This window comes from bacterium (assembly GCA_021372615.1).
GTDB lineage: Bacteria > Armatimonadota > Zipacnadia > Zipacnadales > UBA11051 > JAJFUB01.
Genome location: JAJFUB010000026.1, coordinates 12,598 through 29,792, shown reverse-complemented (window position 1 = coordinate 29,792; position 17,195 = coordinate 12,598). Strand labels below are relative to the sequence as shown.

Genomic DNA, 17,195 nt, shown 5'->3' with positions numbered 1-17,195 from the left:
CTTGCCGATGCCCCTCTCCCCTCTCGACGTCCTTCGTTCGGTGTTCGGGCACCAGGACTTCCGCGGACTGCAGCAGCAGGTGATCGCCCACCTGATGGCCGGTCAGGACGCCCTGCTGCTCATGCCCACCGGCCAGGGCAAGTCACTGTGCTACCAGATTCCGGCGCTGTTGCGGCCGGGCCTCGGAGTGGTCGTGTCGCCCCTGATTGCGCTGATGCAAGACCAGGTGACGCGGCTGCAGGGCCTGGGCGTGCGCGCAGCGGTGCTCAATTCGTCGCTCACCATGGCCGAGGCCTGGGAGGTCAAGCGGCGCATGATGGCCCGCGAACTCGACTTGCTCTACGTGGCACCCGAGCGGCTCACGCAGGAGGGCTTCCTGCGGGCGCTCGACCAGTTGGAGCTGGCGCTGTTCGCCATTGATGAGGCCCACTGCGTCTCCCAGTGGGGTCACAACTTCCGCCCCGAATACCTGCAGCTCCATCTGCTGCGCGAGCGCTACCCCGGTGTCCCCCGGCTGGCCCTGACGGCCACCGCGGATCTGCACACGCGCGCCGAGATCATGAAGCGCCTGGGCCTGCCACCCGACGCGCTCTTTGCCGGCGGCTTCGACCGCCCCAACATCCGCTATGTCGTCACCCCCAAGACCAACTGGAAGCGCCAGATACTCTCTTTCCTGCGCAGCCAACCGCCCGGCGCCTCCGGGATCATCTACCGCCTGACCCGCAAGTCCGTAGACGCCACCGCCGACTATCTGCGCGATGCGGGCATCAACGCCATTCCCTATCACGCCGGGATGGAGGATGAGGAGCGGCGGCGCCATCAGCAGCGCTTCCTGGACGAGCCGGGCGCGGTCGTGGTCGCCACCATCGCCTTCGGCATGGGCATAGACAAGCCCGATGTGCGCTTTGTGGCCCATCTGGACATGCCCAAGACGCTCGAGGACTACCACCAGCAGACCGGCCGCGCCGGGCGCGACGGCCTCCCGGCGACCGCCTGGCTGGCCTATGGCCCCGGCGATGCCGTGATGCTGCGCCGGCTCATCGAGGGCGACGGGGCCGCGCCGGAGTTCCAGCAGATTGAGCTGGGCAAGCTCCGTGACATGACCCGCTTCTGCGAAGCCACCGAATGCCGCCGCCGGCTGCTGCTGCGGTACTTTGGGGAAGACCAGCGCGAGCCGTGCGGCAACTGCGATGTGTGCCTGCGGCGCACCGAGGACTGGCCCGCGACCCAGATCGCGGTCAAGGCCTTGCTGTGCATCCTGGAGGCCGGGCAGCGCTTCGGTGTCAGCCACCTGACCGACGTGCTGACCGGATCGCGCCAGAAGCGTGTTGTCGCATGCGGCCATGCGCGCTTGCGCACCTTCGGCGCCGGGGCGGAGCTGTCGCGGACCCAGTGGCGCTCCGTGTTCACACAACTGACCGCCCAGGACCTCGTGGAGATGGCGGGCGACGGCTACCCCACGCTGCGACTCACCGCGACCGGCGAGCAGGTGCTGTGCGGCGAGCGAGAGGTCGTGCTGCAGCGGGAAGTGGAGGTGCCCGACCCGACGCCAGCGCGACGCGAACGAACGCGCACTCGCGCTCCCCGCCCCGCCGACCCCGACAGGCCTCCTGCCGACCCCACTGCGCGTCCCGACGCCGCCCTGTTTGAGGCCCTCCGGGCCGAGCGCAAGCGGCTTGCGGACGACCAGGGCGTGCCGGCCTTCGTCATCTTCCCCGATACGGCGCTGCGCGACATGGCCCTGCGCTGCCCGCGTACGCCCGAGGCGTTCCTGCAGGTCAAGGGCGTCGGCGAGGCCAAGTGTGAGCGCTATGCGGCGACGTTCCTTGAGGTGATCCGCATCTACGTCGAGGAGGAGCAGGCGTGAAGGAGCGAGGAACCATGTTGGCTGCGGTCGTGGAAGAGCCGGGGCGCCTGGCCGTCCGCGCAGTGCCCATGCCGGTGATTGACGAGGCCGAGTGTCTCGTCGAGACCCTGGCCTGCGGCCTGTGCAACAGCACGGACCGCAAGCTGCTGGACGGGCACTTCCGCTACAAGGGCCCCGAGGCCTATCCGGGCATCCTGGGCCATGAGGCCGTGGGCCGGGTCATCGAGTGCGGGTCGGCGGTGGAGAGTTTCCAGGTGGGCGACCTGGTCCTGCGTCCCGGCGCCAGCTACGCGGCCGGCGAGGGCCCCACCTCGATGTACGGTGGCCTGGCGCAGTACGGCAAGGTCAAGGACCCGCGCCATGGTGGCAGCCGGATGCACCAGCTTGTGCCGCCCGACATGGACCCCGTGGACGCCACCATGCTCGTGACCCTCAAAGAGACGCTCTCCTGGCTGCAGCGCTGGCGGGTGGAGCCCGGTGAGAGCATCGTCGTCCTCGGGAGCGGTCCGGTGGGGCTGTCCTTCGCCTGGTTCGCGCGGCTTCTGGGCTGCCACCCGGTGCTGGTCCTTGGGCGGCGCGACGAGCCCCTCCAGCGGGCCCTGGACATGGGCGTGGACGGGGTCATCAACACGACGCGCGACGATCCGCGACAGGTCGTCAACCAGTGGACGGACGGGCGGGGAGCCGACCGCGTGATCGAGGCCATTGGCGATGAAGCCGCGCTGCCGTTGGGGCTCTCGCTGTTGAGCCCGCAGGGCCGCCTGGGGGTGTACGGCATTGCCGCCACACGCGCCCCCGGCGACATGGAGCGGCGCGCGGTGGATATCGCCCTCGCACGCAACGAGTGGGCCCTCGAGTTCCTCAACCCGCAAGAGTGGGCGCCCCATGAGCAGATGCTGTGGCTGGTCAAGCAGGGGATCGTGCGCCTGGGGGATTGGTACACGCATGTGGTGCCGCTGGAGCAGACACAGCGCGGCTTTGACCTGTTGGCCAACAGGGAGGCCTTCAAGGTCGTGGTGCGGCTGTCCTAGTTGTCTCCGTCGCAGGGGCGGGCTGTCGGCGCCCGCCCCTCTCCCCCACCTCGCTGCCTATTCGTTCCACTCCTGCTCGACGAGCGCTCGCCCCGCGGCCTTCAAGGTGTCCACCTTGTAGAGCTTGCTCCGCCGTGTCACCAGGATCAGGTCCGCAACGCGCATTCCCACATGTCCACTGATCCGCTCAAGCACCTCGGCACAGGTTCCCGTGCCCCGCCCAGAACCCCCGGCGGCACAGATGCCCAGGAACTCCTTGCCGCGCAGTTGCCCCCCTTGGGGCCCGCTGTTGCAGCGCCGTAGTCGGTCCAGCAGTACCCGCGCGATCTCGCTCGGCTCGCCAAAGTACACGGGCGTGGCCAACACCCATGCGTCCGCCGCCAGGATCTGCTCCCGCAGCGCCGCGAAATCATCATCCAGCACGCAGGGGCCCTCCGTGCGGCACTTCCCCCACCCCCGGTCACACGCGCCGCACACGTACAGGTTCAGGTCGCACAGGTGCACCCACTCCACCTGCGCCCCCGCCTCCTGTGCACCTGATAGCACGGCTTCGGCGCATACGGCAGTCAGACCGTCCTTGTTCGGGCTGGCGTTTACAGCCAATACCTTCATGACGATCACTCCCGTGCCAGGTTGTCCCCCGTTACCTTACTGTTACACGCCCGATACGCCCCGACCTCCTTCCGGTGCGCGGTCGTGGGTCCGTCCGGGCGCGCCTTGCCTGCATGCCGTCGTGCCAGGGTGCCACTATGCCCCTGCACCTGCGTACCGTCATGCACGTATGCAGGGGCAGGCCTGTGCCGTGTTGCCGTCATGCCGTCATGCCTGGCTGCGCCTCTGCACGTATGCAGGCAGACAGGCCTGCACGGGCGTTCGGCCCCCAGGTCGCCGCCGGCGCGGTCCCTGGGCTGCGCGAGAATCGCTTCTCGCGCCGTTTCGACCCGCACATGGACCCGACCCCCATCTCCACCGGTCCGGCACTCCATCTGCACAGGCCTGCTTGACTGCTTGCCGGCCGCCGTGCGTGCCCGTGTGCGCGCATGCAGGCGCTCCGGGACACTTGCTTGACATCGTACGCGCTTCCGTGCTTGAATGATTGCCGTAGTAACGGCAAGACTGGAGGCAACTATGAAGATCATTGCCGTTGCCAATCAGAAAGGCGGCGTCGGTAAGACGGCCTCGGTGGCTAGCCTCGCCGCCGCCCTGGCGGGCGCGCGCCAGCGCGTGCTGGTGGTGGATGGTGACCCGCAGGGGAACCTGTCCCTGGTCATGGGGGTGCCGGCCACCGACGACTGCCTAACCACCTATGACCTGCTGCTGAACCCTGACGTGGCTCTGGCCGACTGTGCCCTGGCAGTGCCCTGGGGCAAGGCCGCGGTCGTGCCGACTGATGTTCGTCTCGCGGCGGCGGAGGTCGAGCTGGCCTCTGCGCCGGACCGTTTGCTGCGTCTGCGGGGCAAGCTGCACCGGCGGTTGCCCTTCGACTACGTGCTGGTGGATACGCCGCCGAGCCTGGGGTTTCTCACCCTCAATGCGCTGGCGGCTGCCGATGACGTATTGATCCCCGTGCAGTGCTCGTATCTGGCCATGCAGGGCCTGCGCCAACTGCTCGAGACGATTGATGCAGTCCGCACCCACGGCAATCCCGACTTACGCGTGCTCGGGGTGCTACTCACGATGTATGACCCGCGCACGTTGCACACCCAGCAGGTCGAGCAGCGTCTGCTCGACCATTTCGGTGATCTCGTGTTCGCGACCCGTATCCGCCGCAGCGTCGTCTTCGACTATGCCACCGTCGCCGGCGAGCCCGTGCCGATCCACCGGCCCGACAGCCCCGGCGCGCAGGCATACATCCAGCTTGCCAGGGAGGTCATGGCCCGTGCGTAAGATGCCTGAGATACCCCGCGACGTGTTCTTCGGTGACACGGCCGAGACCGCATCCGAGGCCGGCGCCCCACTGCCGCGCGCCGTGCGACCGATGGAGGAGAACAAGGTCCAGGTCACGGTGTACCTGTCTGAGGCCATGGCCAAGCGCCTCGAGATCGTGCGGTTCCACCTGCTCAACGAGCACGACATCAAGGTCTCCAAGTCGGCGCTCGCCGAGTATGCCATCGCCCAGCTCGGCGACGACCTGGAGCCGCTGGTGCGCTACTTCGGGGTGGGGGAGAGGTAGTGACCGTGCGCGTCCGGGCCTGGTTGGGCGAGGCATGGGAGCTGGTCGGCGCCGACCTGCCGCTCTTCAGCCTGGCCGCCTTCCTCACCATCACACTCTCGCTGTTCAGCCTGTTCATCCTGGCTCTGCCCCTGCTTGCCGGCCTGTGCATCATGTTCCTGGAGAAGCTGCACGGGCGCCCGCCGGAGCTGGGGCACCTATGGGAAGGCATCACTCAGCACTTCCCGGCGAGCATTGCGGTCTACTTCGTCGCCATGCTCGCGAGCGTGCCGTTTGATGTGGCGCACTACGCCATGCGGGCGCTGCCCCCGCCCTGGCCCGCGGTCGGGTTGTTGATTCTCTTTCTCAGTCTCTGGCTGATTGGTGCTCCCCTCTTCTTCGCCTTGCCGCTCATCGCGGACCGCGACCTGAGCGCCCGCGAGGCCCTCCGCTTGTCGTGGGTGAGTGCCCGGGCACAGCCATGGGTCGTACTCTTGGCGGTAGCCGTCTGTGCCGGCGCGCTCCTCCTGGGGGTATTCGCCTGCGGGTTCGGCCTCATCATCACTCTCCCACTCGTGGCGGCGGTGTTGGTCGTGGCCTGCCGCGATGTCGTCGGGAACCGTGAGGTGCCGCAGATGACTTCACTCAAGGGTGAGGATACCTGCGAGGTGACAGACGATGCAGAGAGCTAGTCATTTGGTGGCGTTCGGCGTCCTGCTGGCGCTAATCCTGGCAACGGCAGGGGTCGCGGATGAGTTGGTCAAGGTCTACGTCGGCAACCGATACGTGCCCATGAAGCCGGACGCGCGGGTACGCAATGGGGTGACCTATGCCCCCCTGCGCGCCGCGGCGGAGGCCGTCGGCGCGACGGTCAAATGGGACGCTGCCGACCGCATGGCGACCATCTGTACCGCGGACCGTTGCGCCCCCATCCGGCAGAACCAGGGCATCATGGTCGGCGGCTCGATGATGATCCCGGTGCGGCTGATGAGCGAGGCGCTGGGGCGGGCGGTCACGTGGGATCCGGCAGCGAGAGCGGTGCGGATCAGAGGCTGAGTGACCGCCGACGGCAGTGACGTACGCGCGCTCTGCTGGCGCCGGTGGGGCGCCGTGTCTGGGCGGTGTAGGTCGACGATGGGCAGAGCGGCAATCCCCGCGCCCGCCGCAATAGTATAGTAAGGTAGGGGAGAGGGGCGCGGTTGACCTGCGCAGCCGTCACCGGTAGGATGGGTTGGGCCGTGTGCCCGGGGAGAGGGCTGTGGATCAACTGCGCCTGGACTTTTCCGCCGAGGAGTTGGAACGCCGCCGCCGGCGGAGGCGTCGTAGCGCCTCCGCCAAGGCTGTTCCCCCCAAGCCGGCCGACGGAGAGCAGCTCGTGACGGCGCCGGTGCTGCAGCAGTGCGGGTTCTGCGGCCACCGCCAGACCGTGGCGGAGGAGACGGCACTGTGCGATCGGTGCGGGGGCATCATCATCCGTGACGAGACCGCGGAGTAGCCGCGCACGGAGCGAGTGTGTCCCGTGCTGAGGGGAGACAACATGCCGGACGGTGTGGTCATCTCCGATCTTTCGCGCGCCCGTCCCTCGTCCGCCCTCAGTCGCGATCCGGCTCCCGATCAGTGGGGAATCTACGACTACGAGACTGCCGACCTCGCTGGCCGGGCGGTGTACTGCCGGCCCCACTTCAACCCCCCGCCGCTTGCCGTGCCCCTAGGCGTCCGCGGCTGGCACCGCCTCTTCCTGGGTATCCACTACGGCCACGGGCATAACAGCCATGCCGCCAAGCTCGGCCTGACGATCCCCGAGCAGTTCCTGTGGGTAAAGCTCTCCGGCCAGCGCAGCTATGAACTCATCGAGCCGGAGCTGTATGGCCGCAAGGATGAGCCGCATCCCGAAAAGGTCTTCGGGATGAACGACGTGGCCGAGGTGCTGTGGTGCTGCGCCGACCTGAGCGACCGGGAACTACACGTGGCGCCACGGCGCACGGCGCGGTTTCCCCACGAGGCCGCCGGCCTGGCCTGGGTGCGGCTGGAGCCCATGGCCCCCGCAGAGGTGGCGATGTACCGCGCCCGGCTGGGGCAGCCAGACACGCGACGGCTCATCTACATCGGCGACTCCGACCTGCACGACGGCTACCCGCTGAGCGCCGATGAAGTCCACTATCATCTTCAGCCTCTGCAGGACAGCGACTTCTTCCTGGTGCTCTGGTCCACCGCACTGGGCGATGTCTGCTACTTCCCCAGCCGTCAGTACCCCCGGGCGCATGTGTTGACCGGCGGCGTGTCGCCCTATGGGTTCGTGTCGCCGGCAGCGGCTGCGGGCGACACGCTACAGAACCTGGCCGACACTGTCCACGAGATGGGCCTCCGCGTGCACGGGCTCATGCGGCCGGTGGCTTCGCGCCTAGCGCCGCTGCACTGGCCCAGGGCGGAGGGCGACCTGTTCCATCGCTGCCCGGAGGTGCGGCAGGTGGGCCGCCGGGGCGCACCGGTGGGGCACTACTCCTTCGCCCATCCGCTGGTGCGGGAGACTTTCACTGGTGTGCTGCGCGAACAGGTGGAGCACTGGCCGCTGGATGGCGTGCACGTCCTGTTCAATCGCGGCTGGCCCTTCGTGAGCTTCGAGCCGGCGGTGGTGGCGGACTTCACGGCGGAATACGGCGAGGACCCGCACGGGCTCGACCCGATGGACCCGCGCTGGTGGCGGCACCAGGCCCGCTATGTCAGCCGGTTCGTTCAGGACGTGCGGGAGATGCTCGACGAGGTGGGGCAGAGGCGGGGGCAGCGTCTGGAGTTCTCGGTCACGGTGATGGCGGGCGTGGAGCAGTCCCTGGCGCTGGGGCTCGATGTGAGCCAGTGGCTGGCCCGACGGTGGGTAGACCGTGCGATCGTGCATCCCTGCTGGCTGCCCAACCGCTGGCTGGACACGGAGGTCCGAGCTGATCTGAGCGTGACGCCGCAGCGTATCGCGGAGGTGAAGGCGCTGGCGGGTGAGACGTGCCGCGTCTATCCGGACGTGTACCCGCGCTACATGCCAGCGACGGACTACCCCCGCCGGGCGGAGGAGTACTATGCCGCCGGCGCCGACGGGCTGTGCTTCTGGGACACGTACTGTCGCGTGCCGCGCAAGAGCGAGTGGCACACGATCCGCCAGCTCGGGCACGTAGCTGACCTGCCGCAACTGGCTGAGGAGGCAAGGGGGCACTTCCGCGTCTACCCGTTGACGAGCACGGCGGGGATGAGCCTGGCCCCGGAGCACACACCGGCGACGAATGGGTGAGGTGGGCGAGGCGAGAGTGGAGTTGACATCGTGGCGCGGGAGTTCTATCTTATATATCAAGTGATATTACTTTGTATATCATGTGATCTGTAGTTCTGGGAGGCGTCTGCGTCCTCATGTGGCTGCAATGCCCGCTGGATGACATCCTGGCGACACGCACGAAGGTGCGCATCCTGCGCCTGCTGGCGACGGAGGGCCTCGCGCTGTCTGGCCGGGAGATTGCGCGTCGTCTGGGCATGGTTCAGAGCCAGGTCAGCGTTGTCATCCGGCAACTGGTGGCGGCGGGGGTGGTCGAGGCTCAGCACGCGGCCCCCGCCATGCTGTATAGCTTCACGACGCGGGGGGAGCCTGTTGCGATGGCAGTGCGCGAGTTGTTCCGCCAGGAGCAGCGGCGTACTGACGCGCTGGTTGGGGCCCTGCAGGAAGGCGTGCCGGGCCTGCTCGCCGTCGCCCTGTTCGGCAGCGCGGCGCGCGGCACCCACCGCTCGGATAGCGACGTGGACTTGCTGTTGGTTGTCGAACGGGATGATGCGGAGGCGCACGAACGGATCGAGCAGCTCCTCGGAGCGCTGGAGCGGGATCACATCGTGCCGCTGTCGTGGCTGGTGGCTGATGTGGCCCAGTTGCGCGCCTGGGAAGCTGCCGACCATCCACTGTGGCGCAACATCCAACAGGATGGGATCCGCCTGGCCGGGGAGTCCCCAGGGTGGATAGTCAGACATGGCACCATGGCAGACACGGTGGGATAGTGCCGTCAAGTTCTGGGAGGTCGCCCAGGCTGCGGCTGACGGCGATCACGCACTGCAAGCGGCGGCAAACGCGATTCTGGCGGTCATCGGGGCTAACGATGCCGTGTGCCTGCGCCTGAAGTTGCGGCAGCCAACTGGCGATGACCACGAGGCGGTCGCTCCGCGCTTCCTACAGGAGTGTTGCGCTGGCACGGCATACGAGCGGGAGGCACCTGCGCGCTGTCGGCAGTTGCGGGAGGTACTGCGGCACAAGAACAATGTCTCCTACAACGGCCGCCCGGTTAGCCAGGAAGTGCTCAAGGGGATCATGCGCAGGAGCGAGAGCTTCCTGGGTTGGGCCGCGTCGGTTCTGCGGGAGTCGTTCCCTTGACCTCGACACGAAGGCGCCGGCCTCCGCAGAGGCCGGCGCTCGTCGCGTTGCCGATCAGACTGACCGCCCTACAGCACCTCTGTCGCGGCCGACTTGACGCGCTTGATGAGGGCCTTTGTCTCGGCGGCCTTGCGGTCCGGGTGGGTGCCGATGAGGACCGCACGGTTCAGGATCTCCAGCGACCTCTGGCACATGTCCTTGGTGTAGTCCATCCGGCACTCGGCGTTCTCACGCAGGTTGTACGGGTTGAGCGCCGGGTGGTGGGCGCCTTGATGGGCGAAGATCGGGTCCCACTCGGTGTAGATGTGGCGCCCGGTCTTGGCCGTGACGAAGCCTCCGACGAGCCCGGCGAAGCGCTCGGCCTGCTCGGGGCTGGGTAGCATGTACCCCACGTGTGTGCCGCACTCCCACTCCAGGCTGTTGGCCTTGATGGGCTTGAGGCCCGTGTCGGCGGTCGCCTCCAGGATCGTCTGCTTCTGCTTGCGCATGGCCTTGATCATGCCCGGCAGGCGGTCCAGTTGGGCGTTCATCATGGCGCCCTCGAGTTCCGAGGCGCGCGAGCCGTTCGAGGTGAAGGGTACGAAGTCGGTGCGGCCGTCCCAGTAGAAGCTGCAGCAGTCAATCATGCAGGCGCCCTTGCGGGCCACGGCATCGTCGTCGGTCACGAAGGCCCCGCCCTCGCCGGCCGTCATGTTCTTGTAGTAGTTGAAGCTGAAGGCGCCGGCGTGGCCGACGGAGCCCACGCTCTTGCCCTTGTAGCCGCCCCCGACGCACTGGCAGCAGTCCTCGACGACCAGCAGCTTGTGCTTCTTGGCGACCTTCATGATGGCATCGAGGTCGCACACGAGGCCCCACATGTGCACGGGGATGACGGCCCGCGTCCGCGGGCCCACGAGGGCGGCGAGGGCCTTCGGGTCGAGCGTGACGGACTCGTCAATGTCACAGACGATGGGGATGGCGCCCACCGCCAGGACGGAGACGGCCGAGGCCATGTAGGTGCAGGCCGGCACGACGACCTCATCGCCGGGGCCAAGGCCCAGGCCAACGAGCGCCGCCGTGATGGCGGTGGTGCCGCTGGAGGTCATCCGGCAGTTCCTCACCCCAACGGCCTTGGCCCACCGCGCCTCGAAGCGCGTGCATTCCCCGCCGATGTGGTAGCGGAACAGCTCACCGGACAGTAGCGTCCTGGTGAGGGCATCGGCTTCCTTTTGGCCTACACGGTACATGTGGTGTCCTCCAGTCGTGACGAGGGCGGGGCGTCGTGCAGCGATGCGGACGCGGCCGCCCGTGTGATGGCACACGAAACGGCGGGGTCCCCGTCCGCCTCCGCTGTCGCTTCGACGGACACCCCGCCCTGATTCCAGGCTATGGCCGTCGCTCTACAATGCCGGACGGTTCCCTATTACCCCATGCCCCAGCGCCCGGTCAAGCCATTCCTTCAGCTCCCAGAAGTCCACCCCCGCCTGCGCCGCCAGTTCCGAGATGCTGTAGTCGCCCTCAATGTTGTTGATGACCCACTCCAGGGCCCGGTTGAGCTTGAGGTTCACGCGCCAGTCCACCCACAGTCCGTGGCCCGACAGGAACAGCGGCCCGCGGAAGTTGCGCACCGGCACATAGTCGGCCTCCAGGTGACGGATCAGGTCCAGGACGGCTTCGCGCGCGTGGACGAGGTTGCCGGGCACAATGACGCTCGGGTTGTCGTCGCTGGTGTGGTACTCGGGGTAGGGCCAGCGGGAGAGGCTGATCATCGGGACGCGCACACCGGGGCCGTCGAAGACCATCTCGTCGTTGCCGATGATGGTGCGGAACTTGCCCTCCTGCAGCCCCGGCTGGTGCCGGGCGAGTACGTACGAGGCCATGTGGTCAATCCGCGCCTCGTGCTCGTACGAGTGCTGCAACACGAGTGGGCCGGAGGTGGCCAGCATCTCCAGGAAGATCCCGGCGGCCATGTCGGGGATCAGGTCCTCATGCTGGGACAGGTATGCCACCGAGCCGATGGTCTCGGGCAGGTAGAGGAAGCGGTAGGAGTAGTACGGGTCGCGCAGGCGCCGGGCGACATCCACGCTGACGGCTACGCCGGCCAGGTCGTCATTGACCATCGCCGGGTGGCAGAAGTGGGAGACGATGACCACGCAGCGGTCGGTCTGGCCGGGGATGAAGTGCTCGCCGATCTTCAGCGCCCCCGGCTCATCCACGATGTCAATCTTCACCCGGTACTGCTCGGCGGTGAAGCGGTCCAGCCAGTCACGGGGGAGGCAGAAGCCCCAGTCGCGCTCGTAGTACTTGAACTCGAAGGGGATCGCGCCGGGGCGGTCGTCCTTCCAGCGCAAATGCCGCATCAGCTCCTCGCGGGAGACCACCTCATCGAGGGGGAGGGAGCCGTAGACGATGTGCAGCGGGTGGTCAGCCACGTCCACCAACCGCCGGCCGTCGGCCTCGATCCAGGCCTCCTTGACCCCCCACTTGTTGGGGATGCGCCACGTCCAGCATGGCGTGCCGGAGGGCACCTCGTGGATGGTCAGGGGCAGGAACTCCCCGAGGCGGGTTAGGGCCGCGTCGTACTCGTCGCTGACGATGTGACGGGCGGCGAACCACAGGTCGTTGATGATCCGCAGCATCAGATCGGGCATGGGCAGCTCCGGGGGGTGTTTGCAGGAGTTTCGCCAATCCTGGCCCAATTACTTCCCTACCATGGTCATCCACGACATCTCGATCATTCTGGGCGAGCAAAACATCACCTACCCGGGCGACCGCTCGTTCGTGCGCGAGTCAACCGGGCCGATCCCCGGGATCAAGGTGACGGAGGAGTCCAACCTCAGCCTCAGCGCCCACTCAGGCACACACCTGGACGCCCCGGCCCATTTCATCGCAGGCGGTAAGCACCTGGATGACTACACACCGGCGGATTTCGTCATGCCGGCCCAGGTAGTGGAGATTCTGAACCCCGAGGCCGTGACCGCCGAGGACCTGCAAGACGTCGAGACCAGCCCTGGTGAGGCCATCCTCTTCCGCACGGGCAACTCCCACAGCGGCCGCGTCGTCAGCGGCGAGTTCAGCGACCGTTATGTCTACGTGGCCGCCGATGCCGCGCACTGGTGTGTGGACCGGCAACTCCGGCTCGTGGGGCTGGACTACATCAGCGTGGACCGGTACGACGACGGTGAGACGCCGGCCCATCGTCTGCTGCTGGGAGCCGGGGTGCTGGCGCTTGAGACCATCGACCTGGCAGAGGTGCGCCCGGGCCGCTACACACTGGTCTGCCTGCCGCTGCGCATCAAGGGCGCGGAGGGCTCGCCGGTGCGGGCGGTGCTGGTGGAGGGGGATCTGAGCTGACATGACCGACGCGGCCGCGGGGCCGCTGCCACAATACCGCCGCTTTGGAGGTCCGGCATGAAACCCTTGCTGCTGGTTCTCACTCTCGGCTCATGCGCGCTGGCCGTGGCCCAGGCACCCCCGCCCTGGGGCGAGCCCTTTTCGCTCGGGAAGAGCGCGGCGTACCAGTGCGTGCGGGCGGACAAGCCGATTGTCATTGACGGCAGCCTCGATGACCCCGCCTGGGCACGGGCGCAGGAGATCGAGCACTTCGTCGTCCCGCCGAGGATGAACTGGATCGAGTTCAGGATGATCACTGCCCGGCGGGCCCGCTCGCAGAGTCATGCGCGCCTGATGTGGGACGACAAGTACCTGTACCTGGGCGCAGAACTTGAGGATCGCGACATCTACTGCGCCACCCCGGCCGGCCATGACAACCCCTTTGGCCCCGATGACATCATTGAGCTGTTCGTCAAGCCCAGCGATGAGCAGCCGTGGTACTGGGAGTTCCACGTGGTGCCCAGCAGCTGCACCCGCGACTACTTCTATGCTCGCCGCGGCTCCGGCGGCGACAAGCGCTGGATGAAGTACGAGTCGGGCATGGAGGCCAAGGTTACGGTGGTCGGGACGTTCGACGACTGGTCGGACCGGGACAACAAGTGGATCGCGGAGATGCGCCTGCCGTGGTCGGCCTTCGACAGGTGGGGCGGCAAGCCGCAGGTGGGGGACACCTGGCGCTTCCTGGTCTCGCGGTATGACTACTCGGTGCACCTGGAGGACGGCAGCGAGCTCTCCGCCGCGGCGCCGTTACCGTGGCAGAACTACCATCTGTTTGAGTACTACCCCTATATGGTGTTCAGGTAGGCGCCCCGCGTCGGGCCGGGGCCATGGTGACGCCGGGGCCGGGACAGACAAGCACTCGCCTGTCCCGGTTCCTCTTGTTCGGGCCAGCACCAGACCCCTGCCATGAGCAGGAGAACATGGGAAGGGCGGCGGAAGATATGGGGAAGAACTACATATGTGAAGGAGAGTGGTGCTGATGATGAGACGAGGCTTCACCTTGATTGAATTGCTTGTGGTCATTGCCATCATCGCCATCCTGGCGGCGATCCTGTTCCCCGTTTTCGCCAAGGCGCGCGAGAAGGCGCGTCAGACGTCATGTCTGAGCAACATGAAGCAGCTTGGCCTGGCCATGATGCAGTATGCCCAGGACTATGATGAGCGGCTGCCCGTCCGTGGCGCCAACTGCACCGCCGCCTCCCGGTGGGGCGGCCTGCCGATCCAGCATGTGCTGCCCTACGTCAAGAACACGCAAGTCTACCAGTGCCCGAGCATGAGCCCGCGGACCTACTGCGGCAATGTCGCCGCCTCCATGGCAGCGCAAGTCCCCGGGAGCTCGTACAATGTCAGTTGCGGCCTCACCGGTGGCGCAGCTCTGGGCACCATCATCGTCCCCGCAGAGATGGCGATGCTCGGCGAGTCGGCCGGCTCCAGCTTCTGGCGGCCTGTGACCGACTACGCCGGCTGCGACTGCGGGGTGCTGTACACCCACAATGATGGCATCAATGTCGCGTACTGCGACGGCCACACCAAGTGGACCAAGTCGCAGCGGATCCATGCGCCCAAGGCGATCGTGTACGGCGGCACCTATCTGCCCTGGAAGAACGCCACCGCCTACCCGCCGGGCTGGTAGTCCCCGCCCCGAACCCGGAAGAGCAAGTGGGACAGGCATCGCTGCCTGTCCCACTTCATGCTCTGCGCGTCCTGTTGCCGCCGCCGAGCTACAGCACCGGCAGATAGCGCTTGATCTCGTAGTCCGTCACCTGCATGCGGTACTGATCCCACTCCACCTTCTTGTTCTCGATCAGCTTGCTGTGCATCTCTTCGCCGAGGGCCTTCTTGAGCACCTTGCTCCCCTCGGCGATCTCGATGGCCGACAGCAGGTCGGGGGGCAGGGTCCCGATCTTGCGCCGCTTGCGCTCCTGCTCGAGCATCTTGTACACGTTGCTCTCGGTCGGCTCGGGGCAGGTGTAGCCCTGCTCGATGCCCTCCAGGCCGGCGGCCAGCATGGCGGCGAAGGCCAGGTACGGATTGCACGCCGGATCGGGAGCACGGTACTCGATGCGCGTGGCCTTCTCCTTGCCGGGTGCGTACTGAGGCACGCGGATCAGGTCCGAGCGGTTGCGCAGCGCCCACGACAGGTAGACCGGGGCCTCGTAGCCGGGCACCAGGCGCTTGTAGGAGTTGATCCACTGGTTCGTGACCAGCGTGATCTCCGCCCCGTGCTTGAGCAGACCGGCGATATAGGCGTAGCACTCCTTGGATAGGAACCGTGGGTCGTTGGCGTCGAAGAAGGCGTTGGTGTCCCCGCGGAACAGCGACTGGTGGGTGTGCATGCCGCTGCCGTTCTCCCCGAAGATTGGCTTGGGCATGAAGGTCGCGTACAGGCCGTGGCGCAGGGCGACCTCCTTGACCGTGATGCGGTAGGTCATGCAGGCGTCGGCCATGCTCAGCCCGTCGGTGTAGCGCAGGTCAATCTCGTGCTGGCTGGGGGCCACCTCGTGGTGGCTGTACTCCACGCCCACACCCATGGCTTCCAGGGCCACGATGGTGTCGCGGCGCAGGTCCATGGCTGAGTCATTGGCCGTCATGTCGAAGTAGCCGCCGGTGTCGAGGGCTTCGGGGGTCCGGGCGTTGGGGAAGTAGAAGTACTCGAGTTCCGGCCCGACATAGAAGGTGAAGCCGTGGCTGGCAGCCCGCTCCAGTTGGCGCTTGAGCACATAGCGCGGGTCGCTATGGAAGGGCTCGCCGTTCGGCTGGTAAATGTCGCAGTACATGCGGCCGACCCCGCCGTTCGCGTCGGTGCTGCGCCAGGGGAGCACGACGAAGGTCGCCGGGTCCGGCATGGCGATCATGTCGCTCTCGTCAATGCGGACGAAGCCGTCAATCGAGGAGCCGTCAAAGCCACGCCCCTCGATCATCGAGGCCTCCAACTCCTCCATCGTGATCGAAAAGCTCTTCAGATACCCCAGGATGTCGGTGAACCACAGCTTGATGAAGCGCACGTTGTTGGCCTTGGCCTGCTCCAGCACGAACTGGCGGGCCTCGGGGCTACCGGGTTCCATGGATGTCCTCCTCAGAAGGCGCCGGGCGTCGCGCCGGCAGTGATGATGGCCGGGCGTTTCCCGGCCACGTCGCCAGCATAGGGGCCAGTTGTTTCGGGGATGTTTCGCTGCTGGAAATGTCAGGAGAAAAGGCGACGGGCCGGCCAGAGGCCGGCCCGTCTCAGGGGAGAGGCGCCCAAATCGGGCAGTGACTGCGGGAAGCGCTTCCAGGCAAGCGTGCGGTTCGTGGTGCGGTTGACTTGGGCCAGGGGCCCTTCGCCGCGTGCCCGCCCGGGACCTTCTCTAGGGCAAACAAATCCGGTAGCGCCGGGTTCCCTCGTGCCCCGCCGGGCAGTCAGTCGTCTGCCCCCCAACCCAGCAGGTTCACCAGGCCCTGCGTGCCCTGCTCGCCCAGCCCCGCGCGCACGGCTGCGTTGAACAGCTCGGCGGTCAGGCGCGTGCCGGCATAGTCCGCCGGCAGGGCGGCCATGCTGCCGGAGGCGATGTTGAGGTCCTTGGCCTGCAGGCGGATCATGAAGCCCGGGGCGAAGTCGCCAGCGATCATCTTGGGGGCCAGGTTCGATACCATCCAGCTCCCCGCCGCCCCGCTGGAGACCACCTTGTGGACCGTCTCCAGGTCCAAGCCCATCTGCCGCGCGAACAGCATCCCCTCGCTGCAGGCCAGGATGTTGAGGGCGCAGATCACCTGGTTGACGGCCTTGACCCGTTGGCCGTTGCCCTGTGGTCCGCAGTAAACGATGTTCTGCCCCATCGCCTCGAAGTAGGGGCGGACCTGCTCGCACACCGCCTCGTTGCCGCCGACCATGATGGCCAGCGTGCCTGCGACGGCCCCGCCCTGGCCGCCGGACACGGGGGCGTCGAGATAATCGCAGCCCAGGGCGTTGATGCGCCGGGCAAAGTCCACGGTCGCTTCGGGCGAGATGGTGCTATGGTCCACGACCGTCTTGCGAGCCGTTCCCCCTCCCTGCAGGGAGGGGGCAGGGGGTGGGACGCCGTTGGCCAGTCCCTCCGCCAGCCCCTCCGCACCAAACAGCACCGCCTCCACGTCGGGCGTATCCGCCACGCAGACGAAGATCAGGTCACACGCGCGGGCGAGGTGGGGGAGAGAGTCGGCCACTGTCGCCCCCGCCGCCATCGCCGGGGCGGTCTTCTCGCGGGTGCGGTTCCACACCATCACCGGATGGCCCGCCTTGAGCAGGTTCTGGGCCATGGCCGAGCCCATGATGCCCATGCCGACAAAGCCGAGTTGCATGACGGATCACTCCTTGGGAAGCTACCTGTCAATTGGGCGGCGCAGGGCCGGATACCTTGT

The 17,195-nt window shown here is 67.1% G+C and carries 18 protein-coding genes; 13 read left to right on the top strand and 5 right to left on the bottom strand.

Annotated elements, in window-relative coordinates; all coding sequences use genetic code 11:
• The first annotated feature begins 7 nt into the window (after positions 1-7).
• A complete protein-coding gene (recQ, locus tag LLH23_04115; GenBank protein MCE5237659.1) occupies positions 8-1,867 on the top strand; it encodes a DNA helicase RecQ in 1,860 nt (619 codons plus the stop codon).
• A complete protein-coding gene (locus LLH23_04110) occupies positions 1,864-2,898 on the top strand; it encodes a zinc-binding dehydrogenase (GenBank protein ID MCE5237658.1) in 1,035 nt (344 codons plus the stop codon). The genes recQ and LLH23_04110 overlap by 4 nt, the downstream gene beginning before the upstream one ends.
• 57 nt (positions 2,899-2,955) lie before the next feature.
• Here LLH23_04110 and LLH23_04105 read toward each other — a convergent pair whose 3' ends face one another.
• Entirely contained in the window at positions 2,956-3,510 is a 555-nt protein-coding gene (locus tag LLH23_04105; protein MCE5237657.1) for a flavodoxin family protein, read from the bottom strand.
• 516 nt (positions 3,511-4,026) lie between these two features.
• Between LLH23_04105 and LLH23_04100 the strand changes: the two genes are divergently transcribed.
• The 8 genes from LLH23_04100 to LLH23_04065 all read left to right on the top strand — a co-directional run bounded on the left by LLH23_04100 (position 4,027) and on the right by LLH23_04065 (position 9,446).
• The gene (locus LLH23_04100) at positions 4,027-4,785 is read left to right on the top strand and encodes a ParA family protein (protein ID MCE5237656.1); all 759 of its coding nucleotides are present in this window, start codon (positions 4,027-4,029) and stop codon (positions 4,783-4,785) included.
• On the top strand, positions 4,778-5,071 hold the full coding sequence (locus tag LLH23_04095; GenBank protein MCE5237655.1) for a hypothetical protein: 294 nt from the start codon (positions 4,778-4,780) through the stop codon (positions 5,069-5,071). The genes LLH23_04100 and LLH23_04095 overlap by 8 nt, the downstream gene beginning before the upstream one ends.
• Positions 5,071-5,742: a glycerophosphoryl diester phosphodiesterase membrane domain-containing protein gene (locus LLH23_04090; GenBank protein ID MCE5237654.1), complete on the top strand. Its 672-nt coding sequence runs from the start codon at positions 5,071-5,073 to the stop codon at positions 5,740-5,742. Before LLH23_04095 ends, LLH23_04090 begins: the two co-directional genes overlap by 1 nt.
• On the top strand, positions 5,729-6,106 hold the full coding sequence (locus LLH23_04085) for a copper amine oxidase N-terminal domain-containing protein (protein ID MCE5237653.1): 378 nt from the start codon (positions 5,729-5,731) through the stop codon (positions 6,104-6,106). Before LLH23_04090 ends, LLH23_04085 begins: the two co-directional genes overlap by 14 nt.
• 202 nt (positions 6,107-6,308) lie before the next feature.
• Positions 6,309-6,545 (top strand): hypothetical protein, encoded by a 237-nt coding sequence (locus LLH23_04080; protein ID MCE5237652.1) that lies wholly within the window; start codon positions 6,309-6,311, stop codon positions 6,543-6,545.
• Positions 6,546-6,587: 42 nt separating this feature from the next.
• Entirely contained in the window at positions 6,588-8,327 is a 1,740-nt protein-coding gene (locus LLH23_04075; protein MCE5237651.1) for a family 10 glycosylhydrolase, read from the top strand.
• 116 nt (positions 8,328-8,443) lie between these two features.
• The gene (locus LLH23_04070; protein MCE5237650.1) at positions 8,444-9,076 is read left to right on the top strand and encodes a nucleotidyltransferase domain-containing protein; all 633 of its coding nucleotides are present in this window, start codon (positions 8,444-8,446) and stop codon (positions 9,074-9,076) included.
• A complete protein-coding gene (locus LLH23_04065; GenBank protein MCE5237649.1) occupies positions 9,048-9,446 on the top strand; it encodes a hypothetical protein in 399 nt (132 codons plus the stop codon). Before LLH23_04070 ends, LLH23_04065 begins: the two co-directional genes overlap by 29 nt.
• Before the next feature lie 68 nt (positions 9,447-9,514).
• On the opposite strand, the gene LLH23_04060 is transcribed toward LLH23_04065, so the two are convergent.
• Together LLH23_04060 and LLH23_04055 are read right to left on the bottom strand one after the other, a co-directional pair.
• Positions 9,515-10,672 (bottom strand): aminotransferase class V-fold PLP-dependent enzyme, encoded by a 1,158-nt coding sequence (locus tag LLH23_04060; GenBank protein ID MCE5237648.1) that lies wholly within the window; start codon positions 10,670-10,672, stop codon positions 9,515-9,517.
• A gap of 153 nt (positions 10,673-10,825) precedes the next feature.
• A complete protein-coding gene (locus tag LLH23_04055) occupies positions 10,826-12,076 on the bottom strand; it encodes a DUF4910 domain-containing protein (protein MCE5237647.1) in 1,251 nt (416 codons plus the stop codon).
• Between LLH23_04055 and LLH23_04050 the strand changes: the two genes are divergently transcribed.
• The 3 genes from LLH23_04050 (at position 12,075) to LLH23_04040 (ending at position 14,451) form a co-directional block, all read left to right on the top strand.
• Positions 12,075-12,779 (top strand): cyclase family protein, encoded by a 705-nt coding sequence (locus LLH23_04050; protein ID MCE5237646.1) that lies wholly within the window; start codon positions 12,075-12,077, stop codon positions 12,777-12,779. The two genes, LLH23_04055 and LLH23_04050, sit on opposite strands and share 2 nt — an antisense overlap.
• A gap of 57 nt (positions 12,780-12,836) precedes the next feature.
• Positions 12,837-13,622: a carbohydrate-binding family 9-like protein gene (locus LLH23_04045; protein MCE5237645.1), complete on the top strand. Its 786-nt coding sequence runs from the start codon at positions 12,837-12,839 to the stop codon at positions 13,620-13,622.
• Positions 13,623-13,800: 178 nt separating this feature from the next.
• Complete coding sequence (locus LLH23_04040; protein ID MCE5237644.1) at positions 13,801-14,451, top strand: DUF1559 domain-containing protein; 651 nt, start codon at positions 13,801-13,803, stop codon at positions 14,449-14,451.
• An 88-nt stretch (positions 14,452-14,539) separates the two neighbouring features.
• On the opposite strand, the gene LLH23_04035 is transcribed toward LLH23_04040, so the two are convergent.
• Positions 14,540-15,883 (bottom strand): glutamine synthetase family protein, encoded by a 1,344-nt coding sequence (locus LLH23_04035; protein MCE5237643.1) that lies wholly within the window; start codon positions 15,881-15,883, stop codon positions 14,540-14,542.
• A 334-nt stretch (positions 15,884-16,217) separates the two neighbouring features.
• Positions 16,218-17,135 carry an NAD(P)-dependent oxidoreductase gene (locus LLH23_04030; GenBank protein MCE5237642.1) on the bottom strand — a complete coding sequence of 306 codons (918 nt, stop codon included), beginning with the start codon at positions 17,133-17,135 and terminating at the stop codon, positions 16,218-16,220.
• Positions 17,136-17,195 lie beyond the last annotated feature (60 nt).